Source organism: Kocuria gwangalliensis, assembly GCF_039544365.1.
Taxonomy (GTDB): Bacteria; Actinomycetota; Actinomycetes; order Actinomycetales; family Micrococcaceae; genus Kocuria; species Kocuria gwangalliensis.
Genome location: NZ_BAABLN010000034.1, coordinates 14,319 through 28,735, shown reverse-complemented (window position 1 = coordinate 28,735; position 14,417 = coordinate 14,319). Strand labels below are relative to the sequence as shown.

Sequence of the window (14,417 nt, the reverse complement as noted above, 5' to 3'; positions counted from 1 at the left end):
GCGGAATCAGGCCCGCCGGTCCCCTTCGTCCGGGGTCTCGGTCTGGGGATCGCCCTCCGGAGGCATGGTCTCCTTGGCCGGCAGCCACGCGAGCGCGGCCAGGAGCATGAGGCCGCCGGAGACGCCGAACGCCCAACCGAATCCGGCGGCGTCCGCGAGTGCTCCCGCCAGGATCGGACCGAGAATCTGACCCGCGTCAGCGCTCATTTGATAGCGCGACAGCACCCTGCCGCCGGCGCGCTCGGGACCAATGACGTCTGCCACCGCCGCCTGCTGACCGGGATTGAGGGTGCCGGAGCCCATGCCCGAGATCAGGGACAGGATCACGAACATCGGAACGGATGAGACCAGTCCCACGCCAATGGTCGCCAGGGCGCACACGATCAATCCGGTGAGGATGAGCGGTTTACGGCCCAGCTTGTCGGTCAGGCGCCCGGTGAATGTGAGGGCCAGGGCATTACCGGCCGCGAACACCGCGAGGGCCAGACCGGCAACCTGCGGACCTTCACCGACCAGCTGCACGGCGAGCAGGGGAATGAGGGCCACGCGCACCCCGTAGGCGGTCCATCCCGTGGCAAAGCTGGAGACCAGGGCGGAACGGTAGGCGCCCACCTCGAAGGCCTCACGGAAGGTCATGGGTGGCTGCGGGTTCGTGGCCTTGCGGGTCGCGAGAGTTTCGTTCTTGAGCCGGAAATACACCACGGCGGAGGCGATCAGCAGCGCCACCGCGTAAATGATGAACGGGGCCTGCATCCCGAAGCCGGCGAGCAACCCACCCACGACCGGGCCCAGGATGCCGCCCAACAGGAACGCGGTGGCGTAGAACCCGGAGATCCGCCCGCGCATCCGAGGTGGCGCCAGGCGCACGATCAAGCCCATGGCCGAGACCGTGAACATGGTGGAACCGATACCGCCCAGGCCGCGGAACAGCAGCAACTGCCAATACGTCTCGGCGAATGCCGTGGCCGCCGAGGACACCGCCACGACCAACAGACCGATCAAATAAGTGGGACGTTCACCCAACTTGTTCACCACCGCGCCGCTGGCCGGAGCGAACAGCAACCGGCACAGAGCGAACGCGCTCACCACGGCGGAGGCCGCGGCCACACCCACTCCGAAGCTCGAGGCGAACTGGGGCAGCACCGGGGCCACGATGCCGTAGCCAATGGCGATCACGAAGGCCGCCGCAATGAGCACCTTGATCTGCGAGGGCACTTTCTCCTTGCCGCCGGAGACCGTGGGCTGAGGCCCCGTGACGGGTGCGGAGCTCGGATCGGTGGGTGAGGGATCTTCGTTTGGGCGGGACACGTCGAGCAGTTTATGGGAGATTAGAAACGTGACCACGACTCAATGGATTTGGATACTCGTTATAGCCGTCCTGGCGGTGGCGCTCATGGTGGTTTTCGGCACCATGCTGCTGCGCAAGCCCAAGGCCCCCAAGGGCGGATACCAACACACCCGGGACATCGACGACGCCCCGCCGGCCGAGGGCGACGTCCTCGTGGAGGGGCGCCCGACCACCACCGTGGAGCGGCCCGAATCGGCGCTGAGCCGCATGGCCCGACTGCGCGGTCGCCTGTCCAGGTCGAACAACGTGTTGGGCAAGGGGCTACTGGCCCTGCTGTCCCGCGAACGCATCGACCAGGACGTGTGGGACGAGATCGAGGACACGCTGCTGATGGCGGACCTCGGTACGGATGCGTCCCTGGAACTGGTGGAGAACCTGCAGAAGCGGGTGCGCGTGGAGGGCACCCAGGATCCCGCGCACGTCAAAACCATGCTGCGCGAAGAGCTGCTCAACCTCGTGGACCCCGCAATGGATCGCACGATCAATTCCGTGGGCGCTCCCGGCAAACCCGCGGTGGTGCTGGTGGTGGGCGTCAACGGCGTGGGCAAGACGACCACGGTGGGTAAACTGGCCCGCGTGCTCGTGGCCGAGGACAAGGACGTGCTGTTGGGCGCGGCGGACACGTTCCGCGCCGCGGCCGCGGACCAGCTCGAGACCTGGGGTGCCCGGGTGGGAGTTGCCACGGTCCGTTCCGAGCAGGAAGGCGCGGACCCGGCGTCGGTCGCCTTCGACGCGGTGCAGGCGGGCATCGACCAGGAGTCGGACGTGGTGCTCATCGACACCGCCGGCCGCCTGCAGAACAAGGCGGGGCTGATGGACCAGCTGGGCAAGATCAAGCGCGTGATCACCAAGGCCGCCGAGGTGGACGAGGTTCTGCTCGTGATCGATGCGACCACCGGTCAGAACGGCATGACCCAGGCCAAGGTTTTCGCGGAGGCCGTGAACATCACGGGCATCGTGTTGACCAAGCTCGACGGCACCGCCAAGGGCGGCATCGTGGTAGCCATCCAGCGCGCCCTGGGCGTTCCGGTCAAGCTCATCGGCCTGGGCGAGGGCCCCGATGACCTCGCCCCCTTCCACGCCGAGCAGTTCGTGGACGCGCTGCTCGACTGAGGACGACGCCGCCGCGAGAGTTCTCCGCGCCCGCCCCGTTGACGGGGCGGGCGCCTTTCCATACGTGCTCCCGTAACGCGGTTGTCACCTGCGGTGGGTAAAAGAAACACCCCCGAAACCAACCCCGAAGCACAACCGAAACACACGAGTTCTTTACTCGATACCAACGGATAACCGTTGTACGAAACTTTGAGATGGAGACGGGGTGAGCTCGCGTGGAACTCACGGCGGGACACGTGTGGACTTTGGTGGCGGCGGGGTTGGTGTTCTTCATGACGCCGGGGCTCGCGCTTTTCTACGGTGGCATGACGCGGGCCAAGGGCGTGCTGAACATGATGATGATGAGCTTCATCTCCATTGCCATCGTGGCGGTGGTGTGGGTGCTGTGGGGAGCGTCCATGTCCTCCGGTGACGCGATCCTGGGCGGACTGGTGGCCGATCCCACCGCCAGTTTCGGCCTGGGCGGACTGATCGGTTCCGAGGACCTGCTGGGCAGCGCCTTCGGCATTACCTTTGCCATCATCACCGTGGCCCTGATTTCCGGCGCGGTTGCCGATCGCACCAAGTTCGGCAGCTGGGTGGTGTTCACCCTGGTGTGGATCACCGCGGTGTACTTCCCGCTGTCCTTCATGGTGTGGGGTGGTGGCCTGTGGTCCGAGGGCGGCGCCCTGGCCGAAATGGTCGGCGAGCCCATTGACTTCGCGGGCGGACTGGTGGTGCACATCAACGCGGGTGTGGCGGCACTCGTACTCATTTTATTGATCGGCGCCCGTAAGGGCTTCGGCAAGGACTCGGGTCAGCGACCCCACAACCTGCCCCTGGTCATGCTGGGTGCCGCGATCCTATGGTTCGGCTGGTTCGGCTTCAACGTCGGTGCCGCGGCAACCGCCGAGCAAGCCGCACTGATCTGGACGAACACCCTGGTGGCCCCCGCGGCCGCCATGCTGACCTGGTTGCTCACCGAAAAAATCCGCGACGGCCACGCGACCTCCCTGGGCGCAGCCTCCGGAGTGGTGGCCGGTCTGGTGGCCATCACCCCCGCGTGCGCCAACGTGTCACCGCTGGGCGCCATTGCCCTGGCCGCCGTGGCCGGTGTGCTGTCCGCGCTCGCGGTGGGCATGAAATACAGGATCGGCCTGGATGACTCGCTGGACGTGATGGGCGTGCACTTGGTCTCGGGCATTGTGGGTACCGTGGCGCTGGGGTTCCTGGCCATTTCCTCCGAGGGCCAGGCCGGCCTGTTCTACGGCGGCGGTTGGGCACTCATGGGTGCCCAGGTGGGCTCCACCGTGTTCGTCGTGCTCTACACCGGAGTTCTCACCCTGATCATCGGCCTGCTCATCAAGGTCACCCTGGGCCTGCGCATCTCCGCCCAGGACGAGGTGGACGGCATCGATGTCACCCAGCACGCGGAATCCGCGTACTCGCTCAGGGACGAGGCCACCGGCTACTTTGCTGGAACCGCGCCCTCACGAGCCCTCCCGGGGACCGCTGAGGCTCCCGTCCACACCAAGGAAGGATCTTCCCTGTGAAACTCATTACCGCCGTGGTCCGGCCGGACAAGTTCAGTGACGTCAAGGACGCGCTGGAGGCCTTCGGAATCCAAGGAATGACAGTGCTAACCGTGCACGGTTACGGCCGGCAACGCGGTCACAACGAGGTCTACCGCGGGGCCGAATACACCGTGGACCTGTTGGAGAAAGTACGTGTCGAAACGCTCGTGGCGGACGACATCGCGGCGGACGTGGTCAATGTGATCGTCTCCTCGGCCCACTCCGGTTCCGCCGGGGACGGGAAAGTCTGGGTCACCTCCGTGGACGAGATGGTGCGCGTGCGCACCGGCGAACGTGGGGAGTCCGCGCTGTAGCCGCGCGGCGGCGTCGTCGACCGAAGATCACCGAACGCACCGTGGGACGGGCGAGAAGCCCCCGCGGTGCGTTCGTGTCGTTCCGGTGACCCGGCTCGGCTTGATAACCTGGGGCACTGACCCCATCCGTTGACCGACGAAAGCAGCGACTGCCCCGTGTTCAACTCTCTGTCCGACCGGCTTACAGCGACCTTCAAGAACCTGCGCGGCAAGGGTAGGTTGTCCGAGGCGGATGTGGACGCCACCGTGCGGGAAATCCGGCGCGCGCTCCTCGAAGCCGACGTCGCCGTGCCCGTGGTTCGTGAATTCACCGCCGTCATCAAGGAACGCGCTCTGGGTTCCGAGGTGTCCGAGGCGCTGAACCCCGGCCAACAAGTGGTCAAGATCGTCAATGAAGAACTGCAAAATGTTCTGGGCGGTGAGACCCGCCGCGTCAACCTGGCCAAGTCCGGACCCACCGTGATCATGCTGGCCGGTCTGCAGGGTGCCGGTAAGACCACCCTGGCCGGCAAGCTCGGTAAGTGGCTCACGGACCAGGGGCACAAGCCCGTGCTGGTCGCCTCCGACCTCCAGCGCCCCAACGCCGTGACCCAGCTCCAAGTGGTCGGTCAACGCGCCGGGGTTCCCGTGTTCGCTCCCGAGCCCGGCGCCACCTCAGAATTCGACGACCCCACCGGTGATCCCGTGGCCGTGGCCCGGGACGGTGTGGCCCACGCCCGCGCCAAGCTCTACGACGTGGTCATCGTGGACACCGCCGGCCGCCTGGGTATCGACGAGGCCCTCATGCGTCAGGCCCGCGACATCCGCAACGCCGTGAACCCGCACGAGGTGCTCTTCGTCATCGACGCCATGGTCGGCCAGGACGCGGTCAACACCGCCAAGGCCTTCGACGACGGCGTGGACTTCACCGGCGTGGTGCTGTCCAAGCTCGACGGCGATGCCCGCGGCGGTGCCGCGCTGTCCGTGCGCTCGGTCACGGGCAAGCCCATCATGTTCGCCTCCACAGGTGAGGGCGTCAACGACTTCGAACAGTTCCACCCGGACCGGATGGCCTCGCGCATCCTGGACATGGGGGATGTGCTCACGCTGATCGAGCAGGCCGAGAAGCAGTGGGACAAGACCGAGGCCGAGCGCATGGCCAAGAAGTTCACCGATCAGGAGGACTTCACGTTCGAGGACTTCCTCGCGCAGATGCAGCAGCTGCGCAAGATGGGTTCGATGAAGAAGATGCTGTCCATGATGCCCGGAGCGGCGGGCATGCGTGAGCAGCTGGAGAACTTCGACGAGCGCGAGATCGACCGGGTGGAAGCCATTGTGCGGTCCATGACTCCGCACGAGCGTGTGGCACCCAAGATCATCAACGGCTCGCGCCGTGCCCGCATCGCCCGCGGTTCCGGAGTGTCCGTCTCCGAGGTCAACCAGCTCATGGAACGTTTCTCCCAGGCGCAGAAGATGATGAAACGACTGGCCCAGGGCAAGGGCGTTCCCGGCATGCCCGGTGGTATCCCCGGTATGGGCGGCGGCGCAGGTGGCGGCGGCGGTAAGAAGGGCAAGGCCAAGAAGAAGGGCTCGCGTTCGGGTAACCCGGCCAAGCGCGCCCAGGAGAACGCCGCGATCGCCAGCGGCCAGAAACCCGCGGCCACGGGCAGTGCCTTCGGCGCGCAGTCGCAACAGCCGGATCTGGAGTCCTTGAACCTCCCCAAGGGCTTCGAGAAATTCCTCGGAAAGTGAGTCAGTAGTGGGTTCTTACCTGTCAGACCAGGAGCTTCAGGAGTTCATCGGCACCCTGCCCACGCGGCGACTGGCGGCATCTGCCGTCATCCGTGATGAGGACGGGCGCGTTCTGACGGTGGAACCCAATTACAAGTCGGAATGGACCCTCCCCGGAGGCACCGTGGAGGCTGGGGAGGATCCCCGTAGCGCGTGCTTCCGCGAAGTGGTCGAAGAGGTGGGTCTGCACCTGCCCGAAGGTCGCATGCTGCTCATCATGCACGGGCTCAACATGGGCATGTGGGGGGACTCGGTCGCGTTTCTTTACGACGGCGGTCAGATCCCCTCGGACTCCGACATCGTGGTCCAGGAAGAGGAACTCCTGTCCTACCGTTGGGTGGCCCCGCAGGACCTGGAAACCGTGCTCTCGACCGGGATGTCACAGCGGATCCGCGAGGCACTGGAGGCTCTTGAACAGGGCACGGTGGTCGAACACGTAGCAGACGGAGGAAAGCGTTGATGACCGACCAACAGCTCAACCGGACGGCGGTTCTGGTCCACGTGGACGCACCCGAACTACCGTTCCTGGCCAACGTGATAGACGCGAGTTTCTCCGCGGTCACTCGGAACGGGTGGGCCGTGGTCCTGCCCGACGAGGACACCGATCCCGCGTTCATTGCCGCCGTTCACCCCGGCGACATGTGCATTGCCGTGTCATCGGACGGCGCCGAGCGCAGTCTCAGCGTGTACCCGCGCACCGATCCCTCCCGTGACGAACAGGCCGAACTCGACCACCAAATGGACGTGGGTCGCGTGGCCAGGCTGCGGTGGGAAGCCGAGCACAGTGACATCGCGGAAATCCTCGGTGGCGAAGCGGACACCGCCTCTCAGCACCCGGTGGCCACCGATACCGACCGTGAGACCAGGATCGCCGTGGAGGCCATTGCGTCCATCTGCTCCCTGGACCCCGCGGCCACCGCCCGGCTCGAGAACTACGCCGCAACGCCCAGTTCCGGTTTGCTGCTCGAATCGGTCCTGCAACTTCTGGGCGTGCCCGTGGTGGCCGCCAAGCTGGTGGAATCGGAGCGCTCCCTCGACGACATGCCGGATGCGCGCCATTACCAACCCAAACCACTGGGACTGTCCTTCGTGGACGCCGTCACCACGGAACCCTCCGGTAACGATGTGGCTTCGCGGATCCAACGCGCCTACATCCGACACCCGGAGATCCTGCTGGCCATGGGCGGAGCCGAACTCATTGCGGGTTCCACGCTGGCCGCCCTGGCCCGGCGCGGCGGCCGTGGTGCGCGCGTGCTCGGAACGGCGTCGGCGGTGTTGCTGACCGATGCCGCGGGGCAGACCGCGCTGTGGGCGGCGGTACGGGCGCGTAAGAAGTCCTAGTGGCCCGGTTCGGAGGGGCCCGGGGGTGGGTCGCGGCACTTTCGGATCCGGACGAGCCGGACTGGCAACGGCCCCGCCCCACATCCCGCGAACTCACTCGGGACGTATGGCTTGCGGTGGGTGTCGCGGCGGCGTCCGCGCTGTCGCTGGCGTTGATCTCAAGCTACGTGTCACTGTCGCCCGACCAACCCTGGTGGCTGGGTTATCTCGCGGCGGTGCTGATCGCCGTGCCGTTGGCCGTCCGACGCCGCTTCCCGGTCGCGGGCGTGTTCGCGGCCACGGCCGTGTTCGTCTGGACCTATTACACGGTTGCCCACGTCAGCGTGCAGTTGTTCTTCCAGATCGCGTACTTCGCCAGCCTGTACTCCATGGTGGCCTGGGCTCGGTCCCGCCAGGTCGTGGCCTTGATGGTGGTGGGATTGGCCGTGTTCACGGTCGGGTGGCTGATGGTGGACTGGACGGTCACCAATTCCTACAGTGACTTGCTCGACGACGTCGAGGACGCGTCCGGACCGTTTTCTCCCACGGTGGGGATCATGGGCTACTCAGCAATCATGAACGTCGTGTATTTCGGCGGTGCGCTCGTCATGGGGCGATCCTCGTGGCGTCGAGCCCTGGACCGACGCAGGCTCCGCGAGCAAGCCTGGCGGATCGCCCAACAGTCGGAGCAGCTGGCCAACCGCGCGGTCGTCGAGGAACGGCTGCGCATTGCGCGCGAACTCCACGATGTGGTGGCCCACCATGTCTCCGCTATCGGGATCCAGGCCGGAGCGGCACGCACCGTGATGACCAAAAATCCCCAGGCCGCGGCGGAGGCACTGAGCACGGTGGAGGACTCCAGCCGGCAGGCGGTCACCGAGATGCGGGAACTGCTGGGTGTGCTGCGCGCGGAAGACGGCAGTGTGCTGGCCTCCCCGTCCCGCACGCCCGAACCCCGGCTGAGCGAGCTGGACGAACTGGTGGCGTCACACACCCGACACGGCCTGACCGTGACCTTGAATACGTCTCTGGAACACCCCGAGGACCTCACCACGCTGCCCGGCTCCGTCCAACTGACGGTCTACCGTTGCCTCCAGGAGGCCCTGGCCAACGTGACACGCCACTCCACTGCCCGCGAGGCCACCGCCGTGGTGCGCACCGGATCCACAGCGGCCGGGCCCGGGGAACAAACACCCGATGCGTGGGTTGAACTGGAAATCACCGACCGGGGTCAACCCCTTTCGGGCACGGGAGGTTCCGGATTCGGCCTCAAAGGCATTGCCGAGCGTGCCCGGCTCTACAACGGAGTCACCGAGATCGGCCCGCGCACACCGGGTCCCGGGTGGCGTGTCCGCGTGCGCATTCCCCGTTCCACCAGCAGCGCTACCCAGGAGGTCAAACCGTGATCACCGTACTTTTGGCCGACGATCACGAACTGGTGCGCTCCGGTTTCGCGCTCATGCTCACCGTGGCGGAAAACGTTGAAGTGGTGGGGCAGGTCGCCCACGGGAAGGACGCCGTGGCGCACGTGCTCGACAGCCCCGTGGACGTGGTCCTCATGGACGTCCAGATGCCCATCATGGACGGCATTGAAGCAACCCGGCTCATCACCGAAGCCACGGACACCAAGGTCATCATTTTGACCACGTTCGACCGTGACGACTACTTGTTCGACGTGTTGCGGGCCGGCGCGAGCGGGTTCCTGCTCAAGAACGCCTCACCCGAGGATCTCGTGGCCGCGGTGCACGCCGTGGTCGACGGCCACGCACTGCTGGCCCCGGAGGCCACCCTGCGCGTGGTCCAGCAACTCGCCCGGCACGACGCCGCTCGCGCACCTCGCAAGGTGCCGGTCGGGACTCGCGGTGGGGCGGCGGCGTCGTCGACCGATCTTCCCGAGCGAACAAGCGAGCAGCAACGCATCATCGATTCACTGACGGCGCGCGAACGCGAGGTGCTCACCCTGGCGGCTGAGGGGCTGTCCAACGGGGAGATCTGCGAAACCCTGGTGGTCGGGCAGGCCACGGTCAAGACGCACATTTCCAACGTGCTGTCTAAGGTGGGTGCGCGCGACCGTGTGCAAGCGGTCGTGTTCGCCTACAGGTCGGGCATGGTCTCCTGACCCGTGGCCGGTCCCGCGGCTCAACCGCTCCCACGGGCCCTCCCTGCCCCGGGCGCCACCCGGGGCAGCTACACTGCACGGCGGCACGAAAGTTCCGCCGCGGGGCTGATCCGCCGGATCGCCGGTCCTCCTACGCTGGAATCTGCCGGCCGCACCGTGTCTCGCACACGCCACGGCCGCGGGCACGGCGCAAATCCGAGGAGGCAGCATGAGGATGACAAAGTCGGGGGCCGCGTACACCTCCGTCCGCTACTCGCCGCCGCGGGCAGGGGACGCGTTGGAAGTGCGGGACCTGACACGACGCTTTGGTGAACGCACCGTGGTGGACGGGGTGTCCTTCCGGGTGGAGCCCGGGCAGCTGACGGGTTTCGTGGGCGCGAATGGCGCGGGTAAGACCACCACCATGCGCATGATCATGGGCGTACTCGACCAACACGGCGGCACCGTGTTGTGGAACGGCCAACCCATTGACTCCGGCGTGCGCTCGCGTTTCGGATACATGCCCGAGGAACGCGGACTGTACCCGAAGCAGCGGATCGCGGATCAGCTGGGGTACCTGGGCCAACTCCACGGGATGGAACGCGCACGAGCGCTGGCGGAGGCGCATCGGCTGCTGGAACGTTTCGGCTTGGGGGAGCGCGCCAAGGACCGGTTGGAAACCCTGTCCCTGGGTAACCAGCAGCGGGTTCAGGTGGCTGCGGCCCTGCTGCACGACCCGGTCGCCCTCGTGCTCGATGAACCGTTTTCCGGACTGGACCCCACCGCCGTGGACGCCATGGTGGGATTGTTGCGCGAATACACGGCCCGCGGGGTGCCGGTACTGTTTTCCTCCCATCAACTGGACCTGATCGACAGGCTGTGCGACGCCCTCGTGGTCCTGGCCGACGGCACGCTCCGCCTGGCCGGACCCGTGGGCGAACTTCGCGGTGGCCGACCGGAACAGTACCGGCTCGTGTGCACCGGGGATGCGGGGTGGACGCGCGATCAGCGTGGGGTCCACGTCGTGGACCTCGACGGCAACACGGCGATCGTTCAACCATCCGGTCCGGACGCGCGCCAACGGCTGGCTCAAGAGGCGGCCGCGCGCGGCATGGTCGAGTTCGCCCGTTTGCGCCCCTCGCTCGGGGATCTCTATCGGGAGGCCATTTCATGAGTCACGACCTGACCCCCGCAACCGCGCACGAGCGCCCGAGCACTCCGGTCGCCGCTCCGTGGCTCACGGTGATGAACCGTGAAATCGGCGTCAAACTCGGCGACAGGGCCTTTGTGCTGTCCACCGTGCTGACGGTGCTGGGCATCATCGGCTTCACCGCGTTCATGTTCTTCATGGGCGAGCGCACCACCAGCTACACCGTGGCCGCCACGGACGAGCAATCGGTCACGGTCGTGGAAACGGCCCGTGATTCGGCCGGGGAGCAGACCACGATCGACCTGGAATCCGCCGGTCCGGACGAGGCCCGTGAGCTCTTGAACAACGATGAGGTTGACGCCGTCGTGACACGCGGGGACGGTGAATGGGTGCTCACCGCCCGTCATGGCATGGACGGTTCCCTCAGCGGGCTGCTCTCGGATGCCGCCGGGGATGTCACCGCCCAGCAGAACGCCGCGGCGGCAGGAACCACCACGGAGCAACTGGCGGCGGGCTCGGAGGTGCGGACCCGCACGCTGTCGGACGAACCCGATCGCGGCGTGGCGGCCAACGTGTTGGGCTTCGTCTTCGCCATGTTGTTCTACACGGCGGCCATCATTTTCGGCATGGCCATTGCCAATTCGGTGCTCGAGGAGAAGCAGAACCGGGTGGTGGAAATCTTGGCCACGGCCATCCCCGTCCGCCACATCCTGTACGGAAAGGTGGCGGGTAACTGCCTGTTGGCCTATGCGCAGATCATTCTGTACGGGGCCGTGGGACTACTGGGCGTGAACGTGCTGGGCAGAGCGGAATCGATCGGGTGGATCCTGGAAGCCTCGGGGTGGTTCATCGGGTTCTTCGTGGTGGGCTTCGCGGCCCAGGCAAGTATCTGGGCCGTGCTGGGCTCCTTGGCCTCACGCACGGAGGACTTGCAGTCCAACACCGGGCCCATCATGTCCGTGCTGATCGCCGCACTGCTGGTGGGGTTGTTCGCCAAGGGGGCGTGGCTGAGCGTGGCCTCCTACGTCCCGTTGGTCTCCTCGGTGGCGATGCCCGTGCGCATGCTCACCGACACCGTTCAATGGTGGGAGCCGTGGCTCGCGCTGGGCTTGTGCGCGATCTTCGGGTTCATCATGTTCCGGGTGGGTGAGCGCATTTACCAGCGCGCCGTGTTCCAGGGCGGGCAGGCGCTCACGTGGCGCAAGGCACTCAAACTGGAGAGGTAGCCCACGCGCCGGGTGCACACCGGGGTTTGACACGTGTGGCACAATGAACGGGTACTCGAACCGTGCGGACCCTCTCACCGTGCGTGTCTCGCGTCCACAGGAAATCCCACCAAGGCCCGCCCCACGGGTGCCAGTGTGTGCATTTCCGACCACATTCGAAACAGGAGTAACCACTCAAGTGGCAGTTAAGATTCGTCTCAAGCGCATGGGTAAAATGCGCGATCCCCGTTACCGCGTCGTCATCGTCGACTCCCGCAAGAAGCGCGATGGTCGTGTCATCGAGGAGGTCGGCGTCTACCAGCCGACCGAGCACCCCTCCTACATCAACCTGGTTTCCGACCGGATCCAGTACTGGCTCGGCGTGGGCGCACAGCCCTCTGACGCCGTGGCGGCACTGTTGAAGATCACCGGTGACTGGCAGAAGTTCAAGGGTGAGCCCGGGGCCGAGGGTACCTACAAGGCTCCCGAGACCAAGGGTCAGTTCGTGGCACCGGACAACGGTTCCGTGATCATCCCCGAGGCCATCACCCCCAAGGCTGACAAGGCCGAGGCTTCCGAGCAGGCAGAAGCGCCCGCTGAGGAAGCTTCCACCGAGGGTGCGGCTGAGGAATCCACGGAGGACAACGCCGAGAAGGCAGAGTGAGCATGCTCGCCGAGGCTTTGGAGCACCTGGTTCGCGGCATTGTGGACAGCCCCGAGGACATCACCGTTCGCTCACGCGAAGGGCGTCGCGGGCAGATCCTCGAGGTTCGGGTTCACCCCGAGGACCTCGGCCGCGTGATCGGGCGTTCCGGACGCACCGCCAAGGCTTTGCGCACCGTCGTGACGGCCCTGGCACCCGGCGAAAATGTGCGCGTTGACGTGGTCGATACCGACCGTCGTCGTCGCTAACGACCGCGCGTACATGAACGGCCCCTGTTTCCCGCACACTCGGGAGACGGGGGCCGTCATCATTGGTAGCAACGTCACACCGGGCCAGTTCCGGCAAAGGAGATCTCATGAGCGTTCGTATTGCACGCATCGGTAAGCCACACGGCGTCCGCGGGGAAGTCACGGTGCAACTGTTCACCGACGATCCCGAGTCGCGTTTCGCGCCCGGATCGAGCCTGAACGTCCAATGGCCTCAGGAGCAGGCCGACGCCGCCGCGGGACTTCCCGAGGCCCTCACGGCTGCCGGTTTTCGCTGGAACAAGAAGGTGCTGATCGCCCGGTTCGAGGAGATCACCGATCGCAACCGCGCCGAAGAAATGCGCGGCGCACAACTGTACGCACAGGCCCACGAGGTCGAGCTCGAGGATGACGAGTGGCACCAGGACGACCTGCTCGGCCTTATGGCCGTGGACACCACCAGGGGCGATCGCGAGGTCGGTAAGGTGACCGCGCTGATCCCGGGAGCTGCTCAGGACCTGCTCGAACTGGAGGTCGGGGGTGAGCGGCGTCGTATTCTCATCCCGTTCGTGGAGGAAATCGTGCCGGAGGTGGATCTGGAGACCGGGCGCGTGCTGCTGACCCCGCCCGCCGGGCTGCTGGACCTGGGTGCGGAGGACTAAGAACCATGCGCATCGATGTGCTGAGCATTTTCCCCGAATACCTGGCCCCGTTGGAACTGTCGTTGATCGGCAAGGCCATGACGGACGGCGTGCTGGAACTGTCCGTGACCGATCCCCGCAGCTACGCCACGGACCGCCACCGCACGGTGGACGACACCCCGTACGGCGGCGGGGCCGGTATGGTCATGAAACCCGAACCGTGGGCGCAGGCCCTCGAGTCCGTCACTGCGGTCTCGCCATCGTCCAGCCAACCCGTGCTGGTGGTGCCCTCGCCGGCCGGTGAGGTCTTCTCCCAGGAGGTTGCCTACGAACTGGCCGACCAGGAGCACCTGGTGTTCGCGTGCGGGCGCTACGAGGGCATCGACGAGCGCTTCATCGAATGGGCCTCCGACCACGCGGTGGTGCGCCCCATGAGCCTGGGCGACTACGTGCTCAACGGGGGAGAAGTCGCCGTGCTCGCCATGGTCGAGGCCGTGACCCGGTTGATCCCCGGCGTGATCGGCAACCCCGAGTCGCTCGCCGAGGAATCCCACACCGGTGGCCTGCTCGAGTACCCCGTGTACACCAAGCCGGCGGTGTGGCGGGAGCGCGCGATCCCGGAGATGTTGCTGTCGGGTCATCACGGCAACATTGCGCGCTGGCGGCGTGATCAGCAACTGCACCGGACCGCTCAGCGCAGACCGGACATGATCGAACAGCTCAACCCGGCGGAGCTGAACACGGCCGATCTGAGCATCCTGGGCGAGCATGGTTTCCGGGTGGTCAATGGCTCGCTGCAGGTCTGCGCACCCGAACCGGAGGATGGCGGGGCGCACTAACCGACATGTGGCATAATGGATCGCTGTGCGTGAGTTGGGCACGCCCCTGCCGCAGGGGGGAGAGCGACCAACAACCACGCATTCGAAATCACCACACCGGCCCGATTTCGACACACTTCTGCGCGTCGGTTCACACCTTCATGGCTGAGCCGCGCGG

The 14,417-nt window shown here is 66.2% G+C and carries 15 protein-coding genes; 14 read left to right on the top strand and 1 reads right to left on the bottom strand.

Annotated features, from left to right (window positions below; all coding sequences use genetic code 11):
* Positions 1-6 precede the first annotated feature (6 nt).
* On the bottom strand, positions 7-1,308 hold the full coding sequence (locus tag ABEA06_RS11275; protein ID WP_425559528.1) for an MFS transporter: 1,302 nt from the start codon (positions 1,306-1,308) through the stop codon (positions 7-9).
* A gap of 85 nt (positions 1,309-1,393) precedes the next feature.
* Here ABEA06_RS11275 and ftsY point away from each other — a divergent pair, with 85 nt between their 5' ends.
* The 14 genes from ftsY to trmD all read left to right on the top strand — a co-directional run bounded on the left by ftsY (position 1,394) and on the right by trmD (position 14,260).
* Positions 1,394-2,461, top strand: a complete 1,068-nt coding sequence (gene ftsY, locus ABEA06_RS11270) for a signal recognition particle-docking protein FtsY (RefSeq protein WP_345311691.1) — start codon at positions 1,394-1,396, stop codon at positions 2,459-2,461.
* Between the two features lie 215 nt (positions 2,462-2,676).
* Positions 2,677-3,993, top strand: a complete 1,317-nt coding sequence (locus ABEA06_RS11265; RefSeq protein ID WP_345311546.1) for an ammonium transporter — start codon at positions 2,677-2,679, stop codon at positions 3,991-3,993.
* Positions 3,990-4,328: a P-II family nitrogen regulator gene (locus tag ABEA06_RS11260; protein WP_303381886.1), complete on the top strand. Its 339-nt coding sequence runs from the start codon at positions 3,990-3,992 to the stop codon at positions 4,326-4,328. Before ABEA06_RS11265 ends, ABEA06_RS11260 begins: the two co-directional genes overlap by 4 nt.
* 156 nt (positions 4,329-4,484) lie before the next feature.
* Positions 4,485-6,059: a signal recognition particle protein gene (gene ffh, locus ABEA06_RS11255; RefSeq protein WP_303381885.1), complete on the top strand. Its 1,575-nt coding sequence runs from the start codon at positions 4,485-4,487 to the stop codon at positions 6,057-6,059.
* A gap of 7 nt (positions 6,060-6,066) precedes the next feature.
* Positions 6,067-6,558, top strand: coding sequence for an NUDIX hydrolase (locus tag ABEA06_RS11250; protein WP_345311545.1), 492 nt, complete (start codon positions 6,067-6,069; stop codon positions 6,556-6,558).
* A complete protein-coding gene (locus ABEA06_RS11245) occupies positions 6,558-7,439 on the top strand; it encodes a hypothetical protein (RefSeq protein WP_345311544.1) in 882 nt (293 codons plus the stop codon). The genes ABEA06_RS11250 and ABEA06_RS11245 overlap by 1 nt, the downstream gene beginning before the upstream one ends.
* Positions 7,439-8,824: a sensor histidine kinase gene (locus ABEA06_RS11240; protein WP_345311543.1), complete on the top strand. Its 1,386-nt coding sequence runs from the start codon at positions 7,439-7,441 to the stop codon at positions 8,822-8,824. The genes ABEA06_RS11245 and ABEA06_RS11240 overlap by 1 nt, the downstream gene beginning before the upstream one ends.
* Entirely contained in the window at positions 8,821-9,537 is a 717-nt protein-coding gene (locus tag ABEA06_RS11235) for a response regulator transcription factor (RefSeq protein WP_345311542.1), read from the top strand. Before ABEA06_RS11240 ends, ABEA06_RS11235 begins: the two co-directional genes overlap by 4 nt.
* Positions 9,538-9,745: 208 nt before the next feature.
* Positions 9,746-10,690, top strand: coding sequence for an ABC transporter ATP-binding protein (locus ABEA06_RS11230; protein ID WP_345311541.1), 945 nt, complete (start codon positions 9,746-9,748; stop codon positions 10,688-10,690).
* Positions 10,687-11,892, top strand: a complete 1,206-nt coding sequence (locus ABEA06_RS11225) for an ABC transporter permease (RefSeq protein WP_303381879.1) — start codon at positions 10,687-10,689, stop codon at positions 11,890-11,892. Before ABEA06_RS11230 ends, ABEA06_RS11225 begins: the two co-directional genes overlap by 4 nt.
* 178 nt (positions 11,893-12,070) lie before the next feature.
* The gene (gene rpsP / locus ABEA06_RS11220; RefSeq protein ID WP_303381878.1) at positions 12,071-12,535 is read left to right on the top strand and encodes a 30S ribosomal protein S16; all 465 of its coding nucleotides are present in this window, start codon (positions 12,071-12,073) and stop codon (positions 12,533-12,535) included.
* Positions 12,536-12,537: 2 nt separating this feature from the next.
* Positions 12,538-12,783: an RNA-binding protein gene (locus tag ABEA06_RS11215; protein WP_303381892.1), complete on the top strand. Its 246-nt coding sequence runs from the start codon at positions 12,538-12,540 to the stop codon at positions 12,781-12,783.
* 107 nt (positions 12,784-12,890) lie between these two features.
* Entirely contained in the window at positions 12,891-13,442 is a 552-nt protein-coding gene (rimM, locus tag ABEA06_RS11210) for a ribosome maturation factor RimM (RefSeq protein ID WP_303381877.1), read from the top strand.
* Between the two features lie 5 nt (positions 13,443-13,447).
* Positions 13,448-14,260 (top strand): tRNA (guanosine(37)-N1)-methyltransferase TrmD, encoded by an 813-nt coding sequence (gene trmD / locus ABEA06_RS11205; RefSeq protein WP_303381876.1) that lies wholly within the window; start codon positions 13,448-13,450, stop codon positions 14,258-14,260.
* The last annotated feature ends 157 nt before the right edge of the window (positions 14,261-14,417 follow it).

What these genes read in the sequence shown, in the direction of transcription:
- ABEA06_RS11215 (WP_303381892.1), top strand. Translation starts at nt 12,538, where the DNA reads ATGCTCGCCGAGGCTTTGGAGCACCTGGTTCGCGGCATTGTGGACAGC.
- ABEA06_RS11245 (WP_345311544.1), top strand. Translation starts at nt 6,558, where the DNA reads ATGACCGACCAACAGCTCAACCGGACGGCGGTTCTGGTCCACGTGGAC.
- trmD (WP_303381876.1), top strand. Translation starts at nt 13,448, where the DNA reads ATGCGCATCGATGTGCTGAGCATTTTCCCCGAATACCTGGCCCCGTTG.
- ABEA06_RS11230 (WP_345311541.1), top strand. Translation starts at nt 9,746, where the DNA reads ATGAGGATGACAAAGTCGGGGGCCGCGTACACCTCCGTCCGCTACTCG.
- ftsY (WP_345311691.1), top strand. Translation starts at nt 1,394, where the DNA reads ATGGTGGTTTTCGGCACCATGCTGCTGCGCAAGCCCAAGGCCCCCAAG.
- rimM (WP_303381877.1), top strand. Translation starts at nt 12,891, where the DNA reads ATGAGCGTTCGTATTGCACGCATCGGTAAGCCACACGGCGTCCGCGGG.
- ABEA06_RS11225 (WP_303381879.1), top strand. Translation starts at nt 10,687, where the DNA reads ATGAGTCACGACCTGACCCCCGCAACCGCGCACGAGCGCCCGAGCACT.